Source organism: Amycolatopsis tolypomycina (assembly GCF_900105945.1).
Lineage (GTDB): Bacteria > Actinomycetota > Actinomycetes > Mycobacteriales > Pseudonocardiaceae > Amycolatopsis > Amycolatopsis tolypomycina.
Window position 1 is genome coordinate 1,542,740 of sequence record NZ_FNSO01000004.1, and the last position, 11,975, is coordinate 1,554,714.

At 71.8% G+C, this 11,975-nt stretch carries 11 protein-coding genes; 6 read left to right on the forward strand and 5 right to left on the reverse strand.

Going from position 1 to position 11,975, the window contains the following annotated elements; genetic code table 11:
* Positions 1-8: 8 nt before the first annotated feature.
* Positions 9-863, reverse strand: a complete 855-nt coding sequence (locus tag BLW76_RS17865) for an LLM class flavin-dependent oxidoreductase (RefSeq protein ID WP_091308653.1) — start codon at positions 861-863, stop codon at positions 9-11.
* Between the two features lie 72 nt (positions 864-935).
* On the opposite strand from BLW76_RS17865, the gene BLW76_RS17870 reads away from it, so the two are divergent.
* Together BLW76_RS17870 and BLW76_RS17875 are read left to right on the forward strand one after the other, a co-directional pair.
* A complete protein-coding gene (locus BLW76_RS17870; RefSeq protein ID WP_091308655.1) occupies positions 936-1,367 on the forward strand; it encodes a MarR family winged helix-turn-helix transcriptional regulator in 432 nt (143 codons plus the stop codon).
* A gap of 98 nt (positions 1,368-1,465) precedes the next feature.
* A complete protein-coding gene (locus tag BLW76_RS17875) occupies positions 1,466-3,337 on the forward strand; it encodes an ABC transporter ATP-binding protein (protein ID WP_091308657.1) in 1,872 nt (623 codons plus the stop codon).
* Positions 3,338-3,442: 105 nt separating this feature from the next.
* Here BLW76_RS17875 and BLW76_RS17880 read toward each other — a convergent pair whose 3' ends face one another.
* Together BLW76_RS17880 and BLW76_RS17885 are read right to left on the reverse strand one after the other, a co-directional pair.
* Entirely contained in the window at positions 3,443-4,609 is a 1,167-nt protein-coding gene (locus BLW76_RS17880; RefSeq protein ID WP_091308660.1) for a serine hydrolase domain-containing protein, read from the reverse strand.
* A 108-nt stretch (positions 4,610-4,717) separates the two neighbouring features.
* Complete coding sequence (locus tag BLW76_RS17885) at positions 4,718-5,446, reverse strand: SIS domain-containing protein (RefSeq protein ID WP_167384641.1); 729 nt, start codon at positions 5,444-5,446, stop codon at positions 4,718-4,720.
* 84 nt (positions 5,447-5,530) lie between these two features.
* Here BLW76_RS17885 and BLW76_RS17890 point away from each other — a divergent pair, with 84 nt between their 5' ends.
* The 4 genes from BLW76_RS17890 to BLW76_RS17905 all read left to right on the forward strand — a co-directional run bounded on the left by BLW76_RS17890 (position 5,531) and on the right by BLW76_RS17905 (position 9,452).
* Positions 5,531-6,223 carry an alpha/beta hydrolase gene (locus BLW76_RS17890; protein ID WP_091308665.1) on the forward strand — a complete coding sequence of 231 codons (693 nt, stop codon included), beginning with the start codon at positions 5,531-5,533 and terminating at the stop codon, positions 6,221-6,223.
* A 95-nt stretch (positions 6,224-6,318) separates the two neighbouring features.
* The gene (locus BLW76_RS17895; RefSeq protein ID WP_091308666.1) at positions 6,319-7,560 is read left to right on the forward strand and encodes an SAM-dependent methyltransferase; all 1,242 of its coding nucleotides are present in this window, start codon (positions 6,319-6,321) and stop codon (positions 7,558-7,560) included.
* Positions 7,561-7,648: 88 nt separating this feature from the next.
* On the forward strand, positions 7,649-8,860 hold the full coding sequence (locus BLW76_RS17900) for an LCP family protein (RefSeq protein WP_091308669.1): 1,212 nt from the start codon (positions 7,649-7,651) through the stop codon (positions 8,858-8,860).
* Positions 8,861-8,897: 37 nt separating this feature from the next.
* Positions 8,898-9,452: a GNAT family N-acetyltransferase gene (locus BLW76_RS17905; RefSeq protein ID WP_208613322.1), complete on the forward strand. Its 555-nt coding sequence runs from the start codon at positions 8,898-8,900 to the stop codon at positions 9,450-9,452.
* Here BLW76_RS17905 and BLW76_RS17910 read toward each other — a convergent pair.
* A complete protein-coding gene (locus BLW76_RS17910) occupies positions 9,418-9,879 on the reverse strand; it encodes a peroxiredoxin (protein WP_091308673.1) in 462 nt (153 codons plus the stop codon). The genes BLW76_RS17905 and BLW76_RS17910 overlap by 35 nt on opposite strands.
* Before the next feature lie 189 nt (positions 9,880-10,068).
* Positions 10,069-11,886 (reverse strand): EAL domain-containing protein, encoded by a 1,818-nt coding sequence (locus BLW76_RS17915; RefSeq protein ID WP_091308675.1) that lies wholly within the window; start codon positions 11,884-11,886, stop codon positions 10,069-10,071.
* Positions 11,887-11,975 lie beyond the last annotated feature (89 nt).

An 11,975-nucleotide genomic window follows, 5' to 3' on the forward strand; every position in this document is an offset into this window, starting at 1 on the left:
TGCCGGGTTCAGCCGACGTCGCGCAGGCGGGGCAGCAGCTTCGCGGCCGCTTCGGAGGCCGCGACGACGTCGTCGCGGCTCGCGGGCATCAGGACCAGCTCGGTGAAGCCCGCTTCGACGTAGCTCTCCGCGAGACGGAGGGCGCTGTCCGCATCGGACGGCAGCCGGAACTGCACGGCCCGCCGTACGGCGGCCGGATCCCGGCCCACGGCGGCGCAATGCGCGTCGAGCACCCGGGAAAGCCGGTGCAGCTCGGCGATTTCCGCGCCCGGGAGGGCGGCGTTCAGCCAGACGTCGGCGTGCTCGGCGACCACGCGCAGGCCGCGCTTTTCGCCGCTGCTGCCCAGCCACAGCGGGGGTTTCGGCCGTTGCACCGGCTTCGGGTCGCTGATCGCGCCGGTCAGGGTGTAGTGGCGGCCCGCGTAGGTGACTTCGTCCCGCGTCCACAGCAGACGGAGGATTTCGCAGGTTTCGGCCAGTCTTTCCACGCGTTCCTTCGCGGACGGCGTCGGCGTGCCCATCATCGCGTCGGTCATCGCATCGCCGCCCGCGCCGAGGCCGACGTCGAGCCGGCCGCCGGAGAGGTGGTCGACGGTCGCGGCGATCTTGGCGAACGTGCCCGGGTGCCGGTGGGTGTTGCCGGAGACCAGGCAGCCGATGCGCACCCGCCGCGTCGCTTCGGCCATCGCGGCCAGGAGGCTCCAGCCGTCGAAGACGTCGCCGGTGCGCTCGGGGCCCATCGGGGCGAGGTGGTCGAACACCCAGCAGCCGTCGAAGCCGGCGTCGTCGGCGATCACCCAGATCTCGCGGAGCGCGGTGATGCCGATGTGCTGCTGGGGTGGTTTGAGCCCGACGGTGGTCATGGGGACTCCTGATCGTCAGCTATAAAAATCATCAGTGAAACTGACGATCAGCGTAGGGGGTAGAGTTCTCCCATGTCCAGCGCGCCCCTCGCCGTCACCCAGCGGCTCGGTTACCTGCTCAAGCACGCCCAGCTGCGGCTGGCGGAGCTGGCCGAGCCGCTGTATGCGCCCCTCGGCGTCACGGGGCGGCAGCTCGCGCTGCTCACGCTCTTCGCCGACGGCCCGGCGCAGTCGCAGCAGGACGGCGCGGCACGGCTCGGCGTCGACCGGACGACGATGGTCGCGCTGGTCGACGAGCTCGAGGCCAAGGGCCTGGTCCGGCGCGAGGTGGCGCCGGGCGACCGCCGCAAGCGCCTCGTGGTGCTGACGGCCGAGGGGGAGCGGGTCCGCGAGGCGGGGGCGGAGGTCACGCGGCAGGCCGAGGCGCTGCTGCTGGAACCGCTTACCGCCGAGGACGCCGAACGGCTGCGCACCGCCCTGCACCGGGTTGTTCGCGCCGAGTGAACGACATCGGGAAGGAAACGGACAGCAGGGGCGTTGTCCAGGTCATATCCGGCGAAAACCTCGGCTTATCTAGAGGTTTCTGATCCTGGGGGTTTCCCGTGGACAACATGTGGGGGCTGTGGAGCTCGGCGATGCGTGCCGACGACGCCCCGAAGGCGCTGACGCGCGGCACGCTCAAACGCGTCGCGCGTTTCGCCCGGCCGCACTGGCGGCGCCTGCTGGCCTTCCTCATCCTGACGGTCGTCTCGGCCGTCCTCGCCGTGTCGACGCCGGTGCTGGCGGGCAAGGTGGTCGACGCGATCGTCGGCGGCCACGACGTCTCGCTGGTCGTCTGGCTCGCCGTCGTCATCGCCGCGCTGGCGATCGCCGACGCCGGCTTCGGCCTGATCGAGCGGTGGCAGTCCGCGCGCATCGGCGAAGGCATCATCTACGACCTGCGGCGCGCGGTCTTCGAGCACGTCCAGCGCATGCCGATCGCCTTCTTCACGCGCACCCGCACGGGCGCGCTCGTCTCGCGGCTCAACAACGACGTCATCGGCGCGCAGCGGACGTTCACCGCGACGTTGTCCGGGCTCGTCACCAACGTCATCCAGCTGGCGCTGTCGCTGGCCGTCATGCTGACGCTGTCCTGGCAGGTCACGCTGCTCGCGCTGGTGCTGCTGCCGATCTTCGTCATCCCCGCGCGCCGGCTCGGCCGCCGGATGGCCGGGCTGCAGCGGGAAGCCGCGAACCTCAACGCCGGGATGACCACGCAGATGACCGAGCGGTTCTCCGCGCCGGGCGCGACGCTGGTGAAGCTCTTCGGCCGTCCGGTGCAGGAGGCGGACGACTTCGGCGTGCGCGCCGGGCGCGTGCGGGACATCGGCGTCCGGACCGCGATGCTGACCCGCTGGTTCATGACCAGCCTGACCCTGGTTTCGGCGCTGGCGCAGGCGCTCGTCTACGGCCTCGGCGGGTACCTGGCCCTGACCGGCGCCTTGGCGCCGGGCACGGTGGTCGCGCTGGCACTGCTGCTGACCCGGCTCTACGCGCCGCTGACCGCGCTGGCCAACGTCCGCGTCGACGTCATGACGGCGCTGGTGTCGTTCGAGCGGGTCTTCGAGGTGCTGGACCTGGAGCCGATGATCAAGGAGAAGCCCTCCGCGCGTGCTCTTTCTTCGTCCGGCGGGGTTTCGGTGGAGTTCTCCGACGTCCGGTTCGGGTACCCGGCCGCGGATCGGTATTCGCTGGCGTCGCTGGAAGACGTCGCGACTTTGGACCACCGCGGTGGGGAAGAGGTGCTGCACGGGATCTCGTTCCGCGCCGAGCCGGGGCAGATGGTCGCGCTGGTCGGGTCTTCGGGGGCGGGGAAGTCGACGATCGCGTCGCTGCTGCCGCGGCTCTACGACGTCGACGCGGGTGCGGTCCGGTTGTCCGATGTGGACGTCCGGGACCTGACTTTCGCTTCGCTGCGGGAAACCGTCGGCGTCGTGACCCAGGACGGGCACCTCTTCCACGACACGATCCGCGCGAACCTGGCGTACGCACGCCCCGGCGTCACCGACGACGAGATCTGGGAAGCCCTGGAGCGGGCCCGGCTCGGCGAGCTGGTGCATTCGCTGCCCGACGGCCTCGACACGACGGTCGGCGAGCGCGGCTACCGCCTCTCCGGCGGCGAGCGTCAGCGGCTGACGATCGCGCGTCTCCTGCTGGCCCAGCCCAAGGTCGTCATCCTCGACGAGGCGACCGCCCACCTGGACTCGGAGTCCGAGGCCGCCGTCGGCGAGGCCCTGACCCACGCGTTGGCCGGCCGCACGGCCCTGGTCATCGCCCACCGCCTGTCGACGGTCCGCGCGGCCGACCAGATCCTGGTCCTGGAACACGGCGAGATCGTCGAGCGCGGAACCCACGAGGAACTCCTCGCCGCCGGCGGCCGCTACGCAACCCTCCACGCAACCCAGTTCGCCGACGAGGAACCCGCCGTGGCGTGATCGAAGAGTCATCACGCGTGATTGGAGGGTCAACTCACGTGATTGAAGGGTCGACACGGTGCCAGTGCCGTGTCGACCCTCCAATCACGCGTGTCGACCTTTGAATCACGCGTGTCGACCCTCCAAGCACGTGTAGAGGGCCTGGACCAGGGCCATTTTGCGGGGGTCGTCGCGGATCAGGGGGCCCAGCTGGTTGAGGGTGTAGCCGAAGGCGATGCCGTTTTCGGGGTCGGCGGCGCCGGTGGAGCCGCCGAGGCCGTCGTGGCCGAAGGCCGTGGGGTTGGGGCCGAAGCCGCGGGCGTCGCTGCCGAGGTAGAAGCCGAGGCCCCACTCGTTGGGGAGGCCGAGGACCGCGTCGATCTCCTTGCCCTGGCTCTCGCGAGCCCGGGCCAGGGCCGTGGGGGACAGGAGGGTGCCGTCGGCGATCGCCGCGTAGATCGTCGCGATGGCGCGGGCCGTGCCGTGGCCGTTCAACGCCGGCATGACCGCCTGGCGCCACGCCGGATCATTGGCGTCGTGGCCCTGGACTCGGGGGTTCATCAACGCCGCCAGCGCGACCGGGCCGGCCGCCGCGAACGCCGTGGCCAGCGCGTTTGCCATCTCCTCCGTCACGACCGGGTCCACCAGGGTCGCGCAGCGGTCGAGGTCGGCCGGAGACGCGAGGCCGATCGAGAAGTCCGCGTCCAGCGGCCCGGCGACCTGCTCGGCGAAGAACTCCCGGATGCCCTGCCCGGCGACCCGCTGCACGACCTCGCCGACGAGCCAGCCGTAGGCCAGCGCGTGGTAGCCGCCCGCCGCGCCGGGCTCGGCCAGCGGTTCCTGCGCCGCGTACAGCGACGTCATCAGGTCCCAGTCGTACAGCTCCTCGACCCGCACCGGCCGGTCCAGGCCGATCCCGGGCACGCCGGAGCGGTGCGACAGCAGCCACCGCACCGGAATCCCCGACTTCCCGGCCGCGGCGAACTCCGGCCAGTACTTCGCGACCGGCGCGTCGACGTCGAGCTCGCCCGCGTCCGCCAGCCGGTGCGCGCAGAGCGCGGTCATGCCCTTGGTCGTCGACCAGACGTTGGCCAGGGTGTCCGGCTGCCACGGCCGCGTGCGGTCGGGACCGGACCAGCCGCCCCACAGGTCCACCACCACTGCACCGTGGCGGACGGCGGTGAACGCGGCGCCCAGCTCACCGCGGGAGCGGAAGTTCTCCTCGAAGGCCTCGCGCACCGGTTCGAAGCCGGGCGCGCACCGGCCGTGCACGGTCGCCGTGGCAGTGTCCATCGGACCTCCTCCGGGAGCGACCGGTCCACACCGACCAGTCGGTATGTCGACGCTAGAACCGCCGGGCACGTGACGTCAAGACGTGCCCGGGCGGTGCTTGTTCACCAACTAGCGCAGGCGCGGGACAATTTCGCCGTACTTCGCCAGCAGCCCGGCGTTCGCCTCGTCGCCACCCTCCACATTGGAGCTTCGCCACAGCGGGACGTCGAGGCCTTCGGCCGTCCCGCGGTCGTAGACCTGGGTCAGCACCAGGTTCCACAGGAACGCACCGACCACAGTGGACAGCGGCGCGGTGCGCGGGGCGCCCGGCGGGTAGCTCGCGTCGCCCGGGACGACCAGCGAGTCCAGCACGACGGTGCCCTCCTCGACCAGCGTGCTCGACGACCGCCGCGGCGCCGCCGCCACGCACGCCCGCGACGTCACCGCGATGACGGCCGCCCCCCGCTTGCGCGCCTCGAGGCACAGCTCGACGGGGTAGGGGTTGACGCCGGACGTCGAGAACACCACCAGCACGTCGTCCGGCCCCGGCGGGCGCTCGGCCAGCACCTCCGCGGCCAGGCCGCTGCGCCGCTCGGTCCGCGTGCTCGACACCGCGCCGTGCAGGGGGAGCAGGTCCGGGTGGTAGAGCGGGTAGACGCAGGCCAGCCCGCCGGCCCGGTAGAACGTCTCGGCGACCGCGGCCAGCGAGTGCCCGGCCCCCGCGGTGTAGACCAGTGCGTCGGCCCGGATCACCCCCAGCACCAGGTCCGCCGCGGCCCGCACCGCTTCGGCGTTGGCCTGCTCGACGTCCGCCAGTTGCTCGGCGACGCTGCCTGCGATGTCCGTGGCGCTCACCACACCCACCCTTCCGTTGGGGACCGGGCGCCGAATCTATCGCGAATATGGTGGTAGGCGGGGGAACGGCAGGCGAGGAGGACGCGGGTGGGCGAAGCAGATCCGGCGGTGTCCGTGTGGCCGGCCCGCGGGCGGACACGGGCGGTCGTGCTCGTGCTCCACGGCGGTGCCGAACACAGCACGGGCAGTGTCCAGCCCTGGAAACTGGCCTACCTGCGGATGGTGCCGATCGCGCGCGCCCTGCACCGGGCCGGGCGCAAGGACGGCGTCGAGGTGCGGCTGCTGCGCAACCGGCGTTACGGCTGGAACGCCCCCGCCGAAGACCCGGTCGACGACGCCCGCTGGGCCCTCGAACGCCTCCGCGCCGACCACCCCGGCCTGCCGGTCGTGCTCGTCGGTCACTCGATGGGGGCACGGGTGGCGCTGCGCGTGGCCGACGACCCGGCCGTGCGCGGGGTCTGCGCGCTGGCGCCGTGGACGCCGCGGGGCGAGCCGGTCGACGCCGTCGCCGGGCGGTCGGTGCTGATCGTGCACGGGACCCGCGACCGGATGACCAGCCCGGCGGAGTCCCACGCCTTCGCCGAACGGGCCGCGAAAGTGGCCGCGCGCCTCGCCCGTTTCGAGATGGCGAACGAAGGGCACGCGATGGTGCGCCGCGCCCGGGTCTGGACCCGGCTGACGGTGGCGTTCACCCTGGATCTGCTGACCGGGGACGACGGCCGGACGCTGCGCGGGGCGTGGGCCGCGCCGGCGCCGCAACGGCTGCGGATCCCGGTGTGAAAGTGCCCCGAACAGGGCATTCGGCGAAACGTGCCGCGGGGGTGCGGCGACTACGATCGATCACCGGTGAACCTGGCCGGCCGGAGGGAGAACCCGTGACCACCACGAGCGCTGCCCGGGACGTCCCGGACGAAGACCGCTGGCCGGGCCTGGCCACCCCGCCGCACTCCGCGCTGCGTGCGCGGATCGCCGCCGCGCTGTTCCGCCACGCGGTCCGCCCGCTCGACGTGCGGGCGGTGTTCCCGGACGGCACCGTGCTCGGCGCCGGCGGCCCGGAATCGCCCGAAATGCGGATCCTGCGGCCCGAGGCGTTCTTCCACCGCCTCGGCGTCGACGCCAAGATCGGCTTCGGCGAGTCCTACATGGCCGGTGACTGGACCGCGTCCGACCTGGCCGACGTGCTGACGCCGTTCGCCGAGCGGATGGCCACGCTCGTCCCGCCGGTGCTGCAGAAGTTCCGCCGGATCGCCGAGCGCACGCAGCCGCCGTCGGAGGAGAACACCCTCGAGGGCGCGCGGGCCAACATCCACCGGCACTACGACCTGTCCAACGACCTGTTCGGCGCCTTCCTCGACGAGTCGATGACGTACTCCTCGGCGCTGTTCGGGCTCGACGACGACCTGACGGCCGCGCAGCACCGCAAGATCGACAGCGTGCTCGACTACGCGGGCGTCCGCGAAGGCAGCGAGGTGCTCGAAATCGGCACCGGATGGGGTGAACTCGCCATCCGCGCCGCGGCCCGCGGCGCGCACGTGACGTCACTGACCATTTCGGAGCAGCAGCGCGCGCTGGCCACCGAACGCATCGCCGCGGCCGGGTTCGCCGATCGCGTCGAAGTGAAGCTGTGCGACTACCGCGAGTCGAGCGGCAAGTACGACGCCGTGGTCAGCGTCGAGATGATCGAGGCCGTCGGCGCGTCCTACTGGCCCGAGTTCTACCGGGTGATCGGCGAGCGGCTGCGCCCGGGCGGGCGGTTCGGCCTGCAGGCCATCACCATGGACCACGACCGGATGCTGGCGGCGTCGCGGGCCTACGGCTGGGTGCACAAGTACATCTTCCCGGGCGGGCTCATCCCGTCGGTGCGCTCGATCGAGGAGGGCGTCAAGGCGAACACCCGGCTCAAGCTGGCCGGGATGCGCGAGTTCGGCCAGGACTACGCGCGCACGCTACGGTGGTGGCGCGAACGGTTCCTGCACCGCTGGGCCGACATCGCCGGGTTCGGGTTCGACGACGTCTTCCGCCGGATGTGGGAGTTCTACCTGGCCTATTCCGAGGCCGGGTTCCGGTCCGGGTACCTCAAGGTCCACCAGTTCGGCTACGAGGCAACCGGCCGGTAACCGCAACCCGACCCCGGTACCGGACGTCCTCCTTCCGAGGACGTGCGGTGTACTGACGACGACAGTTTGTCCGGATCGGGATTGGGTGATGGTGATGACGTACCGTGGCGACGACGGCGGGCGCCGGATGCCACCGCCCCGGCCGCCGGCCGGCCGCCCCCGTGACCACCAGCGCGCGCAGATGATGCCGCTGCCCGGGCGGGGCCGCAGCCCGTACGACGAGCGCACCCGCCCGATGGGCACCCGCGAGCCGGAGTACGCGCCGCCCCCGCCGCCGCGCCAGGACCCGCCGCGCCGCCCGGTGGACGACGAGTACCCGCCGTCCCGCCCGCCACGCCGTCGCCGCCGGTGGAGCTTCGGCAAGGTGCTGGGCGCCCTGGTGCTGGTGTTCGTCGTGTTCCTCGCCGGCATCTGGGTCTACCTCGAGTTCTCGATCAAGCGGGTCGACGCGCTGGCCGACTACTCCGGGCGCCCGGTGGCCGCGTCCGGTACCAACTGGCTGATCGTCGGCTCGGACAGCCGCGAAGGCCTGACCGCGGAGGACGAGGAGCGGCTCGCCACCGGCGACGTCGCCGCGGCGGGTGGCGGGCAGCGCACCGACACGATCATGGTCGCGCACATCCCGGACAACAGCACCAAGCCGACGCTGCTGTCGTTGCCGCGCGACTCGCAGGTGTCGATTCCCGGGCACGGCAAGAACAAGATCAACGCGGCGTTCTCGATCGGCGGGCCGAAGCTGCTGGCCCAGACCGTCGAAGGCGCGACCGGGCTGCACATCGACCACTACGCGGAGATCGGCTTCGGCGGGTTCGCCAAGATCGTCGACGCGATCGGCGGCGTCGACATGTGCATCGACAAGGACATGAACGACACCATGACCGGCATCAGCATCAAGGCCGGCTGCCAGTCGCTCGACGGGCGCTCGGCGCTCGGCTTCGTCCGCATGCGCCACAGCGCGGCGACCCCGCGTTCGGACCTCGACCGCGTCGCCAACCAGCGCAAGTTCATCGGCGCGCTGGTCAGCCAGATCGCCAGCCCCGGCACCCTGCTCAACCCGTTCGACTTCTTCCCGCTGCTGTCCTCGGCGCCGGACGCGCTGACCATGGACTCGGGCGACCACGTGCACAACCTCGCCGGCCTGGCGATGGCGATGCGCGGCATCTCCTCCGGCGGCGTGGTGACGACGACGGTGCCGGTGACCAGCGGCTCGGCGGAGAACTGGGACAAGGCCAAGTCGAAGCAGCTGTTCGACGCGCTGAAGAACGACACCGAGGTCCCGGACAGCGTGATCGTGAATTGATTCGCGCCTGACGTCTCGGCCGGGGACCATGAACCGCATGGAAACCCCGGCCGAGACCTACCGCGACGGTGACCTGACGCTGACCCGCTGGCACCCCGGCGACCGCACGGTGCTGACGGCCGCCGTCAGCGGGTCGCTGGCGCACCTGGGCGAGTTCCTGAACTGGGCCACCGGCGGGTACACCGACGACGACTCGGCCGAGTTCCTCCGGCGCACGTCGAACAGCTGGGAGAACGGCGAAGCGTACGAATACGCTGTGCGGCTGGACTCCGAAGTGGCCGGCGGCATCGGCGTGATGCAGCGCGACGGCGGCGTCGAGATCGGCTACTGGCTCGCGCTCGGGTTCGTCGGCCGCGGCCTGATGACCCGGTCGGTCACCCTGCTGACCGAGGAGGCGTTCCGCCTCGGCGCCGGGTACGTCGAGATCAAGCACGACGAGCGCAACGTCCGAAGTGGAGCGGTCCCGGCGCGCCTCGGCTTCACCAAGGTGGGCACGGAACCGGCGGAGAAGCCGCTGGCGCCCGCGTGCACCGGCACCAACCACGTGTGGCGGCTCGTCAGGAGACCTTGTTCCGCTCCCGCAGCACCTTGAGCGCCTCGTCGGCGTGGACGGTGAAGTTCAGCTCGCTCTTGATCTTCGCGAGCACCTTCCGGTCCTCGCCGATCACGAAGGTGGCCCGCTTGGTGTGCAGCGGGATGAGCTTCCGCCACACGCCGAACTGCTTCGCGACCGCACCCTCCACATCGGACAGCAGCGGGTAGTCGAAGCCGTTGGCATCGGAGAAGGCACGCTGCTTGGTGACGGCGTCGGGGCTGATCCCGACGCGGTGCGCGCCGACCGCCGCGAACTCGGCTGCCAGGTCGCGGAAGTGGCAGCTTTCGGCGGTGCAGCCCCCGGTCATCGCGGCGGGGTAGAAGAACAGGACCACGGGCCCGGTGGCGAGGAAGTCCGAGAGCGTCCGCTCCCGGCCCTCGTCATCGGGCAGCGTGAAGTCGGGGGCGAGGTCTCCGGCGTCCATGGACGTCCTTTCGCGTCGGCGGGCAGAACCCAGTCTGCCGGGTGTTCGGAACCGACGGGACACCGGCTTGGTCGGTGATCGCCGTTGCCCGGCTGCCGGCGCCCCAATGTGGCGTTGGTTGCGTCCAACGCACCGAACGCCACATTGGGTGCGTCTGACGCACCGAACGCCACATTGGGGCGTTTGGGCTCAGCGCCGCGGGTGCCGGGCGATCATCTCGTCGACCTCGTCACCCGTGGCCGAGTCCGCGACGAACGGGCCACGGGCCGCGATCACCCCGAGCTGGCGCAGCCGGGCCGCCTGCTCGTGCGTCCGGACGCCCTCCGCCCCGACCCGCAGGTGCAGCTCGCGGGCCCGGGTGATCAGCTGCGTCAGGTGCCGCAGGTCGGATTCCGCCGGCTCGTCGGTGTCCAGCGCGTCGACCACCGGGCCCGACAGGATCACGTGCCGCACCGGGAGGCGGTGCTGGGGGATCAGCTCCAGGTCGGCCGAGCCCGAGATCGTCAGCACCAGCTGGGTGCCCAGGTCGGCCAGGACCGCGAGCGAGTCGAGGACCTCGCCGCGCGGGTCGAGCATCGAATCGCGGTCGGTGCACAGGCGCAGGGCCCGCGCCGGGAGCTCGTGCTTGTCCAGCTGCTCCTTCACCAGCAGCACCAGGTCCGGGTCGATCGCCAGCCGGGCCGGCAGCCGCACGCAGACGTCCGGGGCGGCCTCGCCCAGCTGCGTGCGCCAGCGAGCCGTTGCCGCCAGGGATTCGGCCAGCAGCCAGCGCCCGAGCGGGACCGTCATGCCCGTGGTCTGGGCCAGCGGGTAGAACTCCTCGGAGCCGAGCTCGCCCTTCTCCGGGTGGTTCCAGCGCAGCCCGGCGTTGACGGCGGCGAGCTCGTCGGTCCGGGCCAGCTTCACCGTGGGCTGGTAGACCAGCGAGAACTCGCCGTTCTCCAGCGCGCCGGCGATCACCGCGCCGAGCTGGTAGCGGCCGCGGTCGCGGGCGTCGAGTTCCGGGTCGAACAGCATCCACTGCGCCTTGCCGGCCTCCTTGGCCCGGTGCAGCGCGATCTCCGCCGCCCGCAGCAGTTCCGCGGCGCCGCCCTCGACGGCCGCGCGCACGACGATGCCCGCGCTCGCGCTGACGCCGATGCCGTGCCCGCCCAGGTAGATCGGCTCGTTGAGGTCTTCCAGGGCGCGCTCGACCAGCCGGACGACCTCGGTCGCCGCCAGCTCGCCGCGCAGCAGCACCGCGAAGCCGTCGCCGGACAGCCGGGCGACGAACCCGTCGTGGTGGCCGGTGAACACCGCCGACAGCTTGTTCGCGACCCCGCGCAGCACCTGGTCGCCGACCCCGGCGCCGAGGCCGTCGTTGATCACCTTGAAACCGTCGACGTCGAGGTAGATCAGCGCGATGTCGTCGCGCGCGCCGGCGCCGAGCGCGGCCTCCAGCTTGGTGGTGAACGACGACGCGTTGGGCAGCCCGGTCAGCGGGTCGTGCACGTTCTGGTGCAGCAGCTGTTCCTGCAGCAGGTGCAGCTCGTTGGCGTCGGACACCATCAGCACCGGGTAGATCGAACCGGGCCGGTCGCCGGGCAGCCGGGCGAGGGTGACGTCGGTCCAGAGCTGCCCGTCCTCGATGTGGTCGAGCAGCATCCGCTCCTGGTAGCGGTCGCGGCCCGCGCGCACCTGCTCCAGGCCGGCGGCGAGCCGGGAGACGTCGTGGTCGGTGGAGCCGAGTTCGCTGATGTGCCTGCCGCGCAAGCGTTCCGGCGAGCAGCCGAGCAGCTGGCCGAGGGCGAGGTTGGCCTCCACGATGGCGCCGTCCGGGTCGGCCAGCGCGATTCCCATCGGCGACGCGGCGTACAGCGCGGTGAACCGCAGCAGGGCGCCGTCGTGCTGGGAGCCGGCTTGGTCGACCGCGTCGTGGGCGACCTCCAGCAGGAGCGCTTCGAGCTCTTCCGGGGGAAGCGTTACTCCTTTGGTGTCGGCCAACGTCGCCGCCCACCGCCGCGCCACGTCCAGTAGCCCCGACGCGGCACCGGGTTCAGGCACACTCCACCTCTTCACGCACAGGTATGGCCAGGTCGGACACGGTGTCGAGGATC

Bases quoted from the DNA above. Each gene is read 5' to 3' on its own strand.
- BLW76_RS17900 (WP_091308669.1), top strand. From the start codon at position 7,649: ATGGTGATGACGTACCGTGGCGACGACGGCGGGCGCCGGATGCCACCG.
- BLW76_RS17905 (WP_208613322.1), top strand. From the start codon at position 8,898: ATGGAAACCCCGGCCGAGACCTACCGCGACGGTGACCTGACGCTGACC.
- BLW76_RS17910 (WP_091308673.1), bottom strand. From the start codon at position 9,879: ATGGACGCCGGAGACCTCGCCCCCGACTTCACGCTGCCCGATGACGAG.
- BLW76_RS17880 (WP_091308660.1), bottom strand. From the start codon at position 4,609: ATGGACACTGCCACGGCGACCGTGCACGGCCGGTGCGCGCCCGGCTTC.
- BLW76_RS17865 (WP_091308653.1), bottom strand. From the start codon at position 863: ATGACCACCGTCGGGCTCAAACCACCCCAGCAGCACATCGGCATCACC.
- BLW76_RS17870 (WP_091308655.1), top strand. From the start codon at position 936: ATGTCCAGCGCGCCCCTCGCCGTCACCCAGCGGCTCGGTTACCTGCTC.